We start from the raw sequence: 14,596 nt of genomic DNA, 5'->3' as shown, positions 1-14,596 counted from the left end.
GTGGACGAGGTCTACGCCAAAATCAAGATCGTGCTGGCGGGCGTACTGCTCAACGGCACCGAGCCGGCCGACATCGACACCGACGCCGACCTGGTGGAGGAGTACGGGCTCGACTCGTTGCAGGCGATCTCCTTCCTCCTCGGCGTGGAGGACGCCTTCGACATCGAGCTGGACTACGAGGCGCTGAGCCTGGACCTGCTGCGGTCGGTGCGCAGCTTCGGGGCCTGGATCGTGACCCTGGACGGCGTGGCGGTGCGGTGATCCCGGCGCTGCGGCTCGGGGCGTTCGACGCCGAGCGGTCGTGGCGACCGGCGGACCTCGCCCGGCTGCCGGAGGTGACCGAGCTGGTGTCGTCGGCGCAGGGGCGGATCGCCGCGATGGACGAGGTACTGGCCGGCCTCTGCGCGCCCGGCGACACCCTGGTCACCCGGCGGGCCATGGACGGCGAACTGCTCGCGGTGCTCTCCGACGCCGGGCTGCGGTTCACCAACCACGCCGTCGCGGGGGCGCTCGCGGACGAAGCCGGCCCGGACGACGCGGCACCGGTCGGCGTCGCCGAGCTGTTCGCCGCCGACCCCGCCGCACCCGACCTGCTGCGCGTCCACCGGCTGGCGCCGTACGCGGTCACCGGGCCGGTCGCCGCGCTCGCCGTACGGGCCCCGAACGGGCTGCCGGCGGTGGCGGACGTGGCGCGGGTCAACTCCAAGACCTGGTCCAACGACCTCGTGCAGGACCTCGGGCTGGCCGGCGCCGGTGTGTCGGTCCGCTCGACCGGGGAACTGGCGTCGGCGGTGGCGGCCGTCGGGTTCCCGGCGGTGGTCAAGGACCCGTTCGGGGTCTCCGGTGGCGGCGCGTTGGCCGTGCCGTCGCCGGGGGTGCTGCGGGCGATCACGCGGGTACTCGACCGGCAGGTGGCCGACGGCAAACGGGTGGAACTGCTCGTGCAGCGGCACTACGACAGGCGGCAGGACCTGTCCGCACACGGCGAACTCGGCCGCGACGGTGGCTGGCGGTGGCTCGGGCTGTGCTCCGTACACAATCGGGGGTTTCGCTTCACCGGCGCCGGCCCGGCCGGCGACGCGGTGGCGCCGCTGGAACCGGCGCTGCGGGAGGTGGCCGCCGAGGTGGCGCGGCGGGTCTTCGCCGCCGGCTACTGGGGGCCGCTCTCGGTCGACGCGATGGTGCTCACCGACGGCACGCTGATCCCGGTGCTGGAGATCAACGCCAGGATCTCGCTCGGCCGCCTCATCCTCGACGTCGACCGGACCTGCGCCGGTGACCCGGACGACCCGGCCCGCGTCCACCTCTGGCAGGTCGAGCTGGCGGCACCCCCGGAGATCACCACCGGTCGACTGCTGGACGCGCTGCGCCGCGACGACCTGCTCTACCGCAGCGGTACGGAAGACCGCGCCGGATGCGTTCCGCTCGGCGGCGTGGCGGCGGCACCGGTGACCCGGTGGCACTGTGCGCTGCGCTGCGTACCGGCGGAGGTGTCGGCGGTGCGGGAACGGGTGCTCGCGTCGCTGGCATCGGCGGGTCTGCACCCGACGGGGGTGGCACGTGCGGCTTGAGCTGGGACTGATCGGGGCCACCGGGATCGCGGTCCGGGCGGTGATCGCGCCCAGCGGGTCGATTCCCGACGTGGCGGCGGTCGCGGTCGCGGCGAGCGACCCGGACCGGGCCCGCGCGTTCGCCCAGCGGCACGGTCCGCTGCGGGTGCACCGGAACTACGCGGAGCTGATCGCCGACCCCGCACTGAACGCGGTCTACGTCTCGCTGCACAACTCCGCGCACGCCCGGTGGGCGCTGGCCGCCGTGCGCGCCGGCAAGCACGTGCTGGTGGAGAAACCCCTCTGCCTGACCACGGCCGAGGCCGAGGCGCTGGTGACCGCCGCCGAAACGGCCGGTGTGCACGCCGCCGAGGCGGTGCCCACCGCCGGACATCCGTGGCAGGACGCGGTACGGGCAATGATCACCGACGGCCGGTACGGGCCGCTGCGGTCGATGACGACCACCATCCAGTTCGGCCCACCGGCCGACGGCGGGTACCGGCTCCGTCCGGACCTCGGTGGCGGCATCTTCCTGGACGCGGCGAGCTACTGGTTGCAGGCCGTGCAGGCGACCGTCGGACTGTCCGGGGCGCGGAGCCGGGGCCGGCGGGTCCGGGTCGCGCCGAGCGGGGTCGACACCGAGTTCACCGCCCACGTCGAGCGTGACGGTGTGCGGGCCGAACTGGTCTGCCGGTTCGCCCCGGGGCCGGTCGCCGAGCACGAGTTCCGGTTCGCCGACGCCCGCGTACGGGTGCGGGCCTTCCTGCGGCCGACCCTCGGCGCCCTGCCGCTGAACCTCGCGGTGCGACACGCCGACGGGCGCACCACCATCGAGTCGTTCCCGCCGGTCGCCTACTACGACCGGCAGCTGCGGCGGTTTGCCGACCTCGCCGACGACGGTGGGCCGGAGCGCACCGCCGAACGGGCCGCCGGGGCGGAACGGATCGCGGTGATGGCCGCGATCCGGAAGAGCGCATGCGGACCAACCCAGGGAGAACACGGTGACCAGTGACCTGACCGACCGGCGGGTCCGACCGGACCGGGCGCGGTTGGACGAGATGTTGGGGCGGGCCGGCGTGACCGATCCGGCGGGCGCGCTGGTCGAGCCGATTTCCGGGGGGACGTTCAACACCGCGTACCGGGTGCTCGCGGGGGACCGGCGGCTGGTCCTCAAGATCGCCCCGCCCCCGGCCACGGCGGGGCTGACCTACGAGCGGGAACTGCTGGCCACCGAGGCCACCTTCTACCGCGCGGCGGCGGACACCCTGCCCCTGCCGGAGGTCGTGCACCTCGACACCGGGCGCGACCTGCTGCCCACCGAGTGGCTGCTGATGACCGAACTGCCCGGCGTCAACTGGTTCGCCGCCCAGGACCGGCTCGCCGACCGGCACACCGCGCGGCTGCGCCGGCAACTCGGTACGGCCGTCGCCGGCCTGCACCGGGTCAGCGGCACCGGGTACGGCTACCCCCAACTCGGGCTGGCCCCCGACTGGCCGACCGCGTTCACCGGCATGACCGAGGCGGTCCTCGCCGACGCCGTACGGTACGGCGTCGAACTGCCGGTCCCCGCCGAGGCGCTGCGCGTACGACTCGACGCCGGGCGGGACGCGCTCGCCGAGGTCACCGTCCCCGCCCTGGTCCACTTCGACCTGTGGCCGGGCAACGTGCTGATCGACCCGGACCTGGGCCGGGTCACCGGGGTCGTCGACGGCGAACGCGCGTTCTGGGGCGACCCGCTCGCCGAACTGCCGTCACTCGGTGTGTTCGGGCGGGCCGAGAACGATCCGGACCTGGTGACCGGCTACCGGGCGGCCGGCGGGACCCTCTACCTCACCGGGGCGGCCCGGCGACGACTGGAGCTGTACCGCGTCTACCTGTACCTGATCATGACCGTCGAGGTGGTTCCGCGCGGTGCGACCGGCCCTCGCGACCGGGCACTGTCCCGACTGGTCGCCACGCACCTGCGCGCGGCGGTGGACCGGCTGGACGGGGCACCGTCGTGATCGAGGTGCTGACCTCCGGGGTCGCCCTCGGTGTGCACGTACCCGGTCTGCTCCTGGCCGACCGGCTTCGCGAGCGGGGCGTACCGGCGCGGGTGACGGCGCTGGAGCGGCTGCTGCCACCGGCCAAGTTGGCCACCACCAGAGCCATGAAAACCGCCTTCCACCGGGACTTCCGGGTCGCGTTGACCGGGCAGCGGATCGCCACGAACCCGTTCGACGCGGTGCCGGACGCTCGGCTCGACGAACTCCTCGCCGACTGGTCGACCCGGCGGCCACGGCGGTTCGTGGTGTTCTCCGGCTACTGGTTACCCGTCGTCACCCGGTACGCCGAAGGCCGCCGCGACACCGACGTGTACGTGTGCCACGTCGACTCGGTCGCCTCGCCGTCCTTCCGGGACAGCGCCACCTACCCCGGCACCCGGGTGTGGCTCGCCGACGCCGACCGGGCGACGATACCGACCACGATCCCGGTGTCGCGTACGCCGCCCGTGCCCTGGGCGGACCGGGACCGGACGCTGCTGCTGCACGGCGGCGGGTGGGGGATGGGCACCTACCGCGATCATTCGGTCGAGCTGGCGGCCGCCGGCTACTCGCTGGAGGTCGTCGCCTACGAGCCCGCCGACGCGACGGTCGATCACCCGGCGATCCGCTACCACCTCCTCGACCCCGGGTGGCAGCCGTGGGCCGACGACGGTTACCCGCCGCTCGGCCGGTTGCGCCCCGGCACCGCGACCGACTTCGTCCGTGGCACGGGTCATCACCCGTCGTTCGACCTGACGCGTACGTCGATGGCGGTGGTCAGCAAGCCCGGCGGGGGCACCCTGCTCGACTCGCTCTGGTCGGCGACCCCACTGGTGCTGCTGGCGCCGTTCGGCGAGCACGAACGACGCAACAGCGAGCTGTGGCAGCGGCTCGGATTCGGCGTCAGCTTCGACGAGTGGCGCGACCGTGGCTACCCGACCGACCCGCTGGCGCGGGCGCACGCGGCCCTGTCCGGCGCGGCTCGGCAAGCCCCGGACCTGACCGAACTACTGGCGGCGACCAGTCGACGAGGGAGCGAGGGCGATCGGTGAGCACCAGTTGGCCGCTGTCCGTCTGGCAGCGCTACATCGTCAACGGGGAACGCGCGCGACCCGGCAGTGCGACCAACCCGTGGTTCACCGTCAACGCCGTCCTGGCGCTGGACGGCGCACTGGACCTGCGGATCCTGGCCGAGGCCGCGGACGACCTGGTCGCCCGGCACGACGTGCTGCGGGCCAGGGTCGACCTCGACGCCGGCACACAGGTGGTCGAGGCGGCGGTGCCCGCGTCGTTCGAAGTGCTCGACGGATGGGCCGGCGCGGCCGAGGACCTGGTGCACCACCCGGTCCCGGTGGCGACCGTACGCACACCGCTCGTGCTGCGGGTCGTACGCCGCTCGCCGCGCGAACACCTGCTCGCCGCGCACCTGCACCACCTGTTCGGTGACCCGGTGACGCTGTGGCGGATCCTGCGGGACCTCGGCGACCTGTACGCGGCCCGCTGCGGAGCCCCGCCCCCGGCACCCCCGACCGGACAGTACGGCGAGTACGCCGCCCACGAGGCGACGGTGGCCGGTGCGAACGAGGCCGAGGCGGCGCGCTGGTGGCGGACCGGGCTGACCGAGGTGAGTCTCGGGTCGCCGTCGGCCCTGGCGAGCGACGCACCGTTCGCGCTGCGGCGGTCGGTGCTCTCCGGCGACGAGTTCACGCGGTTGGAGGCGTGGGCCCGGTCGCGGCGCGGTTCGTCGTTCGCGGGCCTGCTCGCGTTGTTGACCGAGCAGCTGGCGGCGCACGTCGTCACCGGCACCGGTGACCATCTGCTGTTCAACACGCTGTTCGAGCGTCGGGACGACCCGAGGTGGCGAACCATGGCCGGCCCGTGCCTGACCCCGTCGTACGTGGCGGTGCCGCTGACCGCGACCGCCGATCTGCCGGCGGTGGCGCGTGGGCTGGGTGCGGCGGTGCGCTACGCCCGGTACCCCACCTGGACCCTGGACCGGGTGACCCGCGGCTCCGCCAACCCCGCGACGTTCGTGCCGTTCGTCGAGCTGATCCCGCAACTGCGTCCGGACACGATCCCGTTCGGGCCGGCGACGGCCGTGGTGGCCGCCGCCGCCGGGCAGCCGGACACCGGCGAGACGTCCTTCCTGGGGATCAGGTTCCGTCGGGACGTCGACGGGTCGCTGGTGGCGCACGTACGGGGCAACGGCGTGGGCTGGACCGGGTACGCCGTGCGCTCCGTACTCGACGGGATGCCGGCGCGGGTCCACGCCCTGACCGGAGCACGGTCACCGGGATGAGTCGGGTTTGCGGGCGACCAGCCAGGTGGTGATCGGCCACCGGGGGTTGTCGCGTACGGCGAGCCGGTGCAGCGGGTGCCACCGGGCGGCCGGAACGGGCCGGAACCGGAGCCCCAACCGGGTCAGCGGGAGCAGTGCCAGGTTTCCCCACCCACCGATCTCGACCGGATCGGCGACGCCACGGCAGAGCAGCCGGAGGGCTTCCGGGGTGAACCTCCAGTAGTCCTGGGGAGCGCAGTGGATTTCGTTGAAGAAGCAGGTGGTGTGGATGATGTAGCCGCCGGGGCGGGTGACCCGCACGCTTTCCGCAACGGCGGCGAAGGGATTTCCCTCCACGTGTTCGAGCACCTGGTCGCTGAGCACCACGTCGAAGTGATTGTCCGGGAATGACAGCGACAGCATGTCGAATTCGGGATAGTTGGCCTCGAAGATGTCGGCGTTTCCCAGCCCGACATGGTGGGCGAATGGCACCGATCCGCTGATCGCCAGCACGCTCAGGCCCGTACCGCCGTGGGGGTCGATGGTGTCGGCGACGATCGAGCCGAGTCGGCCGTACATGGCATATCGGGTGAAGTGTGGCCGGGCGAGCTGCGGTTGGCTCGCGGGTCTGCCACGAAGTGCCCGACCTATCCATGTGTCGCTCATGCCCGGTCCCCTCGGTTCTTTCCGTGGACAATCTACGTATGGCGCCGCATCGCCACCCAAATGACAGCGGAATGAGACATGGAAATATTTGAGGCTATCAGGCGCCGGGGCGGTCCGCCGAATCGCGGGTCAGCCGTCCCCGCAGGCCATACATTCGGAGTCGGGCAGGAGAAAGGAACCACAAAATGGGTACGGCGTCCGGGCCCACCGGGTCCATGCACACCGTTGGCGGCCACACCGTGCACACCCGCGTGGACGGTCCGGCCGACGCGCCGCCACTGGTTCTCGTCCACGGCTTCCTGTGCTCGATGCGGTCGTACGACCGCCTGGTCCCACTGCTCTCCGGCGACTTCCGGGTCATCCGTACGGACCTGCTCGGGCACGGATCCTCGGCCAAGCCCGATCACGGGTACTCGCCGGAGGAGCAGGCGGCCCTGCTCGACCCCCTGCTGGATCGGCTCGGCGTCACCGATCCGACCCTGGTCGGCCACTCGCTCGGCGCGGATGTCGCCATCGCGCTGGTGGAACGGGGCAGGCGGGTGGCGGCCCTGGTGGTGCTCGGTGAGGGACCCGACTACTCGCTCGCCACCGTACCCGGGTTCAACACGCTGCTCCGGCTCCCCGTCATCGGCGGCCCGCTGTACCGCAGCCTTCCGGCAGCGGCGGGCCGTCGCGTACTCGAAGGGTGGCTGGCGCCGGGCGGGGCGCTGTCGTCGGCCTTCGACGACCCGGCCGGGGCGGTACGCGACCTGCGTGCCGTGCCCTACCCCGCCTTCCTCGCCACCCAGCGGCAGAAGGAACGGTACGTCGCCGACCGACCGCTCGACGCCCGGCTCGCCGCCCTCGGGACCCGCACCCTCGCCATCTTCGGCACCCGGGACCGGGTCTTCCGGGCCGCCGAATCGTGTGAGCGGTACGCGGCCGTCGCGCACGCCTCGACCGAACTCGTGCCCGGAACCGGCCACCTCGCCATGGCGGAGAACCCGACCCGGACAGCGGAGATCATCCGGGGCTGGATCCGATGACGACCACCCGCGCCCACTCCGGCGGCGTGTCCGGCACGTAGTCGGGATCGTGCTCGTTCCACGACCCCCGTGTCCCGGGAAACAGCCCCACCACCGTCCGGCACGGTGGCCGCGCTTCCGGCCGGGGCGTCTGCCCGTCGGCCAGCTCCGCCGGGGCAACGGTCGCCCGTCGTAGCCGGGTCCGGCCCGCCGTCCCCGGCGTCGACCGGCGCCTTTGCGTACGTCCCGACCGCGGGTCGGCGACCCACTTTCCCGGTGGCCGCATTGTCGTCCCGATGAGACCGCTGGTGGCGCGGCGGCGCCATTGGCGTACGGGTAAGACGAAAGGTTGAGTGGTAGTCGGATGATCGGCTGCGCCTACCATGATTCATTCACCTTGGGAAGTCCAGATCGGATGGATCGACAGGTTTTCGCGACACAAATCCTGTCGGCACCAGGGCTTCCCGCGTGGCGTAGGACCGATACAGTTCATGACTATGCGAGTCAGGGCCATTGGGCGAAGACTGTCCTCGCTTTCAGTGTGCCTGATAATGATGTCCGCGGTGATCGTCTTCGCTGTGGCCTGCGGAAACCCCGACGATCAGAATAAGCGGTCCACCGAGGCGCTGATCTGTCTCTCCCCGACCGAGCGGCAACGGGTCGCCGAGGCCGCCGTCCTGCTTCGTCTCGCCAGCCCCGCGCCGACCCCGGACCAGGTGGTCGACGACGGTCGGCAGCAGTCGGTGCCGCAGTGGCGCGACAGCCAGCGGCAACAGTTCGAGCAGGCGTGTGCGGTGGTCGTGGCCGCCAGTCAACTGGAGCAGGCCGCCCCGTCCGGCGGCGGCGACGGCGGCATGTGGAAGGTGCTCTGGCCGCTGGTCATCGGTTCGCTGCTCACGCTGGTCGTCACGTTGGTCACCACCGGCTGGCGGGAGCGCTCGGTCGAGGTGCGCCGGCACGCCACCGAGCTGCGCAAGGCGACGACCGGCTATGTGTCCACGGTCCGTGAGTTCGGTGCCCGGGCCGATGACCGGACCAAGGCTTTCCCGCCCGCGGGCCCCCTCGACGACGCCCGCAGGCGGCTCCAGGAGGCGTTGGACGAGACACCCCGGCCGGCCGGCTCACCCGGACTGGATCGGGCGCGGCAGTTGCTGGGCGCCGGCGCGCTCGGAGCCGACCTGGGCGTGGACTGGTCCCTGCCGCAGCACCGCGACCGGGACGGCGCCTTCTCGCGATCCGTCCGGCAGGCGCTCGACGAACTACGGGGTTCCGTCGAGGACATCATCAGGGCACGTGAACAACCGATCCGGACCTTCGTGCGTGGGAATCCGTTCCGGCGCGGGGTCAAGAAAGCGACGTGAGCATGATTCCTACCGCAGAAAGCAGTGCGCTCGACCAGCGTGGGCCGCTGCCCAATCCGTTCGCCGTGCCCAATCTGGGGATGAAGGCCCAACGGCCACTGGTCCCCATCAAGTTTCCCGATCACGCGCAACGGTACCTGCCGGTGGATCATACCGAGTCCATGTTCGTCGAATTCCAAAAGTATCTGCCCTACTGGACGTACTGGACGGACCGGGCCGACGGTGGGGCGGGGCTCGACGGCGAACTGGTCGACAATGGTCGGTTGATCGTCGTCACGGGTGAGTCGGAATGCGGAAAGACGTCGCTCATCAACCGGTGCGCGTACCACCTCAAGTCGGCTCTGGACAAGGACGGCGGAGTGGTCCACGAGGCGTTGGTCGTCGACGTCATGACCCAGGAGCCGCCGCCGGCCTCGTTCCAGGACAGAGACCTGCTCTACCGGGAGCATGCCCGGCTCGCCCAGATGGTCGCCACCAAGCTCGCCTCGAAATTCGAGGTGTTCCGACCGCTCGCCGCCGAGTTGTCCGCCGACACCATCTACGCCAACATCAGTTCGATACTGGCCGGCATGAATCGGGTGGCGATCATCCTGCTGCCCGCCTTCGACGACGCGGTGACAACAACGACGACCGAGCACGAATCGGTCGTCAACCCGCGCCATCCCGCCGAACACTACCTGCGCCTGCGCGCGGACCGTCTCGTCTTCTTCGCCGAGAGCCAGAATCCGGCCGACGTCGACCGTTGGTACCGGAATCTGCGCGGGGACGACGTCGAGGACACCCTGATCCTCCGGGTCGGTCCGCTGGAGGGCGACGACGGCTGGACCTTCGCCAACGGTCGGATAACCGCCTGTCAGGACGACCGGGTGGCGAGGGTCGACCGACAGACGATGAGGGACTTCGTGGCCGGCCGTGGGTCGATCCCGCTGGGGCACCTGCAGAAGCTCTGCTTCGAGTTGTGGGAGGACGCCCGGAAGCGGCCGGACGTCACCGAGGTGACCCATGAAGACATTCTTCGAATCTACGAGTCGCTCACGGAAGACCTCCCCCGGCGGGTCCCGAGACCGAGGAACAGCATCGATGGCGAGCCCAGGGAGCGGATCGATGACGGCCAGTGACGCCTCGCTCTACCCGCCGGACGGGATCAATCCGTACCTGCCGACCTGGGTGGCCCGGGTCACCGACAGCGGCTCGGGCACCATCACCGTACCCACCGACGCGGTGGACCAGGCCAGCCGAGCGCTGGACGAATACCTCGGCACGCCACACACGCCCGAGCATCCACGGCGCGGCCGGGTCCTGACCATCGTCGGCGAATTCGGCACCGGCAAAACGCACCTGGCCGTCGCGATGCTCCGGCACGCGCGAAGATCCGTCGGCGTGCCGCCGTACACGGTGTACCTGGACGCTCCCGGTGGGACCTTCGTCGACCTCTACAAACGCTTTGTCCTCCGGCTGAACCGGTCGGACCTGACCGAGTTGCTGCGCGACTACTACGCCGATGTCGTCGCCGACGAGTTGGCGGAACTCTCCTACACCAGCAGGATCGCCGACCGACTGCGCGCGGGCGAGGTCGACCCGGTGGGAGTCGTCAAGGACCTGCGACTGATGAGCAGCGTGCTGTTGCAACGGCTGCAACAGAAACTGATCGAGGTCACCCAGGACGCCGATCTCGGCACCGCCCTGACCCTGCTGCTCGACGCCGACCCGTACGACACGGCGTGGAACTGGCTCGCGGGTAATCCGCCCAACGAATTCCTCCAGCAGCGGGGCATTCTGCACGCCATCGACACCAATGACCGGGCACTGGCCGGGCTACGCGCCTTCGTCTCGCTCTACGGGCATCGGGGTCACCGCTTCCTGCTGGTGATCGACGAGGCCGATCGGATCCTGGCGGCGGCCGACCGGTGGGACGCCACCGAGGACCGGGTCGGCATCTTCAAGAGGATGCTGGAGCAGATCTGGCAGTCCGGTGCCTTCGTGATCATCTCCGGGATGACCGAGGTCGTCACCACGGTCGGCGAGAGCGTGCTGCAACGCATGGGCCGCATCATCTGGATGCCGCCGATGACCACCGCCCAGGTGTGCCTGTTCATCCAGGAAACCCATCTCGCCGTACGCGGGGACGACAACCTCGCGCCGTTCACCCAGTCGGCGGTCGCCGAACTGGTGGCGGTGACCAGAGGTGTGCCGCGACAGATCGTCAAGCTCTGCCACTACCTCTACGCCCACGCCCAGCAGAGCCGGGCCGAGATCGGCCCCGAGGTGGTGCAGCAGGTGGCACGTACGCACGCCGACCTCGCCAGTGTGCTCGACGTACGGCACGAGGTGAGCCAGATACTCCATCGGGACGGCATCCGGTTCTTCGAGGGACGCCACCGTCAGCGCGACGGGGAGCCGGTGGTCGACTACTGGATCACCGGACCCGGCGGCGACTACCGGGGAGCCGTACTCATCTCCGGATCTGTGTTGGCCGCCGGAGACGTCACCGCGGTCAGGAATCGGGTGGCGGAGGCGCGACGGGAACAGGACGACACCTTCGAGACCATTCTCGTGGTGGTCGGCTATCTGCCGCCGCAGCTGGTCCAGGAACTCGAAGGCGTGTTGAACATGGTCCCGATCCGGTACGCGCGCGAGTCCTTCCCGAAGGATTTCGAGGCGGCGGTCACGGGTGTGCTCCGCCGTTTCGACGAAGCCAGCACGGCGGATCCGATGAAGACCCTCCGGGACCGGGTCGAGCGCATCACCCGGCAGCAGGCGAGCACACAGGACCTGGTCGGGCTGGTGGCGGACCAACTCGCCGGGCTCCGCGAGGCGGCCGACCAGCAGCTCGCGGACATCCGTCGGGAGCTCTCCGCCGCGTCCCGTGGTGGTCGACCGACCGACCCGACCGCCGGACGCGGCGGCGGCCCTGCGCCCGACGCGGCGCTGGAGGGGCCGGAGGCACTCTTCGCCGGGGCGCTCGACACCCTGGCGAACGTCGACCGGGTCGAGCACACCCTCGCGGCGGCACTGCGGCCGGAGACGGGCGCGCTCTCCGCGGTGCAGGCCGCGCGGCGGGCGATCCGGGCCGTTCGGCTCAGTGAGCAGGACGGGCTCGCCCCGCTGGGTACGGCGGTCTTCCTCCGTCAGCTGATCGCTGCCTTCCGCAACGCCTTCATCGACTGGTACGACGCCTCGTCGTTCCGATCCGCCGGCCGACTCAGCCGAGCCGACCTGGACCGACTCGACCTGCTCTGTACGAGCTACGAGGCGATCTACCACGACATCCCGATCGAGGAGCTGAAGAAGCTGATCGAGTCGACCGGACGATACGCCGACCAGGATCCGGGCGCCCGGCAGACGCCCCGGCCGACCATCCGGCTCGACGACATCCGCCGTACCTTCTCGGACCTCGGGGTGCAGCTGCGCAAGCAGGTGAACGCGTGGGAGGGCGGCAGAGGCGTGCTGGGGGGCCGCTGACTCAGCGGCTCTCCGGTTCGGCCAAGGTTGGTTGCCGTCCCGCGCCGTCGTGTCCACGGCGCCAACCCGTGTCGAGCAGGCCGTTGGTGGTGGCGTGCAGCAGTGCGACGACGAGGATGGCGGGTGCGACGATGCCGACCGTGCCCGGAAAGTTCGGCTCCAGCAACAGGGCGAGAATGATGGCGGTGATCCCGTTCTGCTGGCCGAGGGCCAGGTAGGCGCGGTCGCGTCGGCTGATCCGGGCCGGAATCACCAGTCCCACCACGATCTGGGCGGCGAAGGCGGACACCCCCAGGAGCAGGCCGGCCCGGACGTACACGCCGTCGGCCAGGGCCAGCCCCAGCAGGAAACAGGCGGACAGGAACGCGGCCTGGGTGGTGGCGGCCAGCACCCGGCCGAGGTAGGGCCGGAAGAAGAGCCCCAGCAGGGCAACCGCGAGGGCGAGCGAATATGCGACGGCGATCCCGAGCAGCGCCAGCAGGATCGTCACCTCGAACACGTCGAACGCCGGTCGTCGCCGGTCCGGGTCGAGGTTCCGGGGACCGCCGCGGGCCCGGACGCGTCGGCAGAGCGCCCAGATCCCCAGGCCCAGCGCGGCCAGGGCGAGGTTCTGGACGATGCCGAGCCCGAAGGCGTCGCTGGCGGTACCGCTGGGCGCGAGCGGGCCCTGACCGCCCACGCCCCGGTCGAGCAGCCAGGCGGCGCCGTAGACGGTCAACACCACGGTGATCGGGTCGTCGAACGAGGCCCAGGCCGCGAGCAGTGCCTTCGCCCGCGCCGACATCCGGGAGCCGCGCGTCATGGCCGCGACCGCCAGCGGGTCGATCTGGGCGACGGCCAGGCCCAGTACGGCGTACCTCGGCTCCTGGAAGACCAGGTACATGACTCCGGCGATCAGAACCGCCTTGGCCAGCACGCCGACCGTCACCGCCAGGATGACGGTACGGATCCCGACGCCGAGTTCCCTGATCGAGATGTCGCGGGTGCTGCTGTAGAGGCCGACGGCCAGTAACGCGGTGGCGACGGTCAGGTAGCCGGTGGAGCCTTCGAGCAGGTCGACGTCGGCCAGCACGGCGAGCAGCCAGCCGGCGCCGGCGGCGGCACCGATCAGGGCGAGCCGGCCGAGGCCCCACCCGTCACGACGCGCGGGCCCCGCCGGGGCGGGCGGACTGTCCGGTCGGTCGTCTACCGTGGCCACGAGTTGGCGGCCTTCGCGAACTGGTCCTCGGCCTGCTTGACCCGATCCTGGTGGAGCGTCAGTCCCTTCAGGTAGTGGGACTGGTCGAGGCGGCGGTAGTAGATCGCCCCCTCCGCCACGTCGAACACCGCGCGCTGTACCGGCCCGCCGATCGCCTGCCGGGCGGTGCGGCCCAGCTCCCGTACGTAGTCGGGCAGCTCGCGGCCGATCCGGTGGTACTCCTCGCGGCGCTCGTCGGCGCGCAGCTCGCCGTCCTCGCCGGTGTCCAGGCGGTGGTCGTGGAACACGTCGATGCTGAACACCTCCGTCTCGTCCCGGAAGAGCGCCACCCGGTGCAGGTCACGGGCGCGTACGACGCTCCGGCAGATGTCCACCGCCGGATGTCCGGTCGCTCCGGCGACGTGTGGTGGCGTAGCGCCCGGGAGGTTCCACTCGCCGGTGTCCTCGGTGGGATCGGACCCGCTCGCCCGGGCCGCGCGCAGGTCGTCCCGGAGTCGTTCCGACTCCCAGCCGCCCAGGTCCAGCTCGCGGACGTGCAGCCGGTCCCGGGACAGCTCGATGAACCGGGACAGCGCCCGGTCGGCCTGTTCGGCCACGGCGTCCAGCGGTTGCGGATCCGTCGGCGCCCCGACGGTGACCCCGACCAGGTAGCTGCCGGGGACGAGCTGCATGCAGACGACGGTCCCCCGCGCGCACTGCACCACCGTACGGATGAGCGGCCCGGTGCCGAGCTTGGCGAGCCAGTCGTCGAGGTGGTTCTCGGTCTGAAAGCTGATCTTGTCGGCGATCCTGCGGCAGGCCCGGTGCCGGTCGGTCGGGCTCGGATCCTGCTCCGGGTCACCGGACGGGAAATCGTCGTCCCCGAACAGGGACTCGTCGAAAACGCGCCGGCCGCCGTCGTACCGGGCCACGTAGTGCAGCCCGTGGTTGCCGCGCAGCAGTGCCCGCAGATCCGCGTACGGCTCGGCACCGTCGGCCGTCGGGACGTCCCCGGTGGGGTGGGACGGCTGCGCCGGGTCCTGCGGCTCGACCCGATCCTCGCTCGCGTTCACC

13 protein-coding genes are annotated in these 14,596 nt (G+C 71.2%); 10 read left to right on the top strand and 3 right to left on the bottom strand.

From position 1 onward, the window contains the following. From ACZ6QQ_RS08175 to ACZ6QQ_RS08150, 6 genes are read left to right on the top strand one after another with little or no spacing between them, the layout of a single operon-like run. Positions 1 to 261, top strand: coding sequence for an acyl carrier protein (locus ACZ6QQ_RS08175; protein ID WP_465875168.1), 261 nt, complete (start codon positions 1 to 3; stop codon positions 259 to 261). Then, positions 258 to 1,571, top strand: a complete 1,314-nt coding sequence (locus tag ACZ6QQ_RS08170) for an ATP-grasp domain-containing protein (RefSeq protein ID WP_465875167.1) — start codon at positions 258 to 260, stop codon at positions 1,569 to 1,571. Before ACZ6QQ_RS08175 ends, ACZ6QQ_RS08170 begins: the two co-directional genes overlap by 4 nt. Then, complete coding sequence (locus ACZ6QQ_RS08165) at positions 1,561 to 2,562, top strand: Gfo/Idh/MocA family protein (RefSeq protein ID WP_465875166.1); 1,002 nt, start codon at positions 1,561 to 1,563, stop codon at positions 2,560 to 2,562. Before ACZ6QQ_RS08170 ends, ACZ6QQ_RS08165 begins: the two co-directional genes overlap by 11 nt. Then, entirely contained in the window at positions 2,552 to 3,553 is a 1,002-nt protein-coding gene (locus ACZ6QQ_RS08160) for a phosphotransferase family protein (RefSeq protein ID WP_465875165.1), read from the top strand. Before ACZ6QQ_RS08165 ends, ACZ6QQ_RS08160 begins: the two co-directional genes overlap by 11 nt. Continuing rightward, positions 3,550 to 4,626, top strand: coding sequence for a glycosyltransferase family protein (locus ACZ6QQ_RS08155; RefSeq protein ID WP_465875164.1), 1,077 nt, complete (start codon positions 3,550 to 3,552; stop codon positions 4,624 to 4,626). Before ACZ6QQ_RS08160 ends, ACZ6QQ_RS08155 begins: the two co-directional genes overlap by 4 nt. Continuing rightward, positions 4,623 to 5,873, top strand: coding sequence for a condensation domain-containing protein (locus tag ACZ6QQ_RS08150; protein ID WP_465875163.1), 1,251 nt, complete (start codon positions 4,623 to 4,625; stop codon positions 5,871 to 5,873). Before ACZ6QQ_RS08155 ends, ACZ6QQ_RS08150 begins: the two co-directional genes overlap by 4 nt. On the opposite strand, the gene ACZ6QQ_RS08145 is transcribed toward ACZ6QQ_RS08150, so the two are convergent. After that, the gene (locus tag ACZ6QQ_RS08145; protein WP_465875162.1) at positions 5,862 to 6,518 is read right to left on the bottom strand and encodes a methyltransferase domain-containing protein; all 657 of its coding nucleotides are present in this window, start codon (positions 6,516 to 6,518) and stop codon (positions 5,862 to 5,864) included. The two genes, ACZ6QQ_RS08150 and ACZ6QQ_RS08145, sit on opposite strands and share 12 nt — an antisense overlap. Before the next feature lie 185 nt (positions 6,519 to 6,703). Here ACZ6QQ_RS08145 and ACZ6QQ_RS08140 point away from each other — a divergent pair, with 185 nt between their 5' ends. The 4 genes from ACZ6QQ_RS08140 to ACZ6QQ_RS08125 all read left to right on the top strand — a co-directional run bounded on the left by ACZ6QQ_RS08140 (position 6,704) and on the right by ACZ6QQ_RS08125 (position 12,345). Next, positions 6,704 to 7,543 carry an alpha/beta fold hydrolase gene (locus ACZ6QQ_RS08140; RefSeq protein WP_465875161.1) on the top strand — a complete coding sequence of 280 codons (840 nt, stop codon included), beginning with the start codon at positions 6,704 to 6,706 and terminating at the stop codon, positions 7,541 to 7,543. A 542-nt stretch (positions 7,544 to 8,085) separates the two neighbouring features. After that, positions 8,086 to 8,883: a hypothetical protein gene (locus ACZ6QQ_RS08135; RefSeq protein WP_465875160.1), complete on the top strand. Its 798-nt coding sequence runs from the start codon at positions 8,086 to 8,088 to the stop codon at positions 8,881 to 8,883. After that, positions 8,880 to 10,001, top strand: a complete 1,122-nt coding sequence (locus ACZ6QQ_RS08130) for a hypothetical protein (protein ID WP_465875159.1) — start codon at positions 8,880 to 8,882, stop codon at positions 9,999 to 10,001. Before ACZ6QQ_RS08135 ends, ACZ6QQ_RS08130 begins: the two co-directional genes overlap by 4 nt. After that, on the top strand, positions 9,988 to 12,345 hold the full coding sequence (locus tag ACZ6QQ_RS08125; RefSeq protein ID WP_465875158.1) for a hypothetical protein: 2,358 nt from the start codon (positions 9,988 to 9,990) through the stop codon (positions 12,343 to 12,345). The genes ACZ6QQ_RS08130 and ACZ6QQ_RS08125 overlap by 14 nt, the downstream gene beginning before the upstream one ends. A 1-nt stretch (position 12,346) precedes the next feature. Here ACZ6QQ_RS08125 and ACZ6QQ_RS08120 read toward each other — a convergent pair whose 3' ends face one another. Both ACZ6QQ_RS08120 and ACZ6QQ_RS08115 read right to left on the bottom strand, forming a co-directional pair. After that, positions 12,347 to 13,543: a cation:proton antiporter gene (locus ACZ6QQ_RS08120; RefSeq protein ID WP_465875157.1), complete on the bottom strand. Its 1,197-nt coding sequence runs from the start codon at positions 13,541 to 13,543 to the stop codon at positions 12,347 to 12,349. Next, entirely contained in the window at positions 13,531 to 14,595 is a 1,065-nt protein-coding gene (locus ACZ6QQ_RS08115; protein ID WP_465875156.1) for a hypothetical protein, read from the bottom strand. The genes ACZ6QQ_RS08120 and ACZ6QQ_RS08115 overlap by 13 nt, the downstream gene beginning before the upstream one ends. Between the last annotated feature and the right edge of the window lies 1 nt (position 14,596).

The organism is Micromonospora sp. NPDC049529, from assembly GCF_055586685.1.
This window is presented reverse-complemented; position numbering and strand designations above follow the sequence as displayed.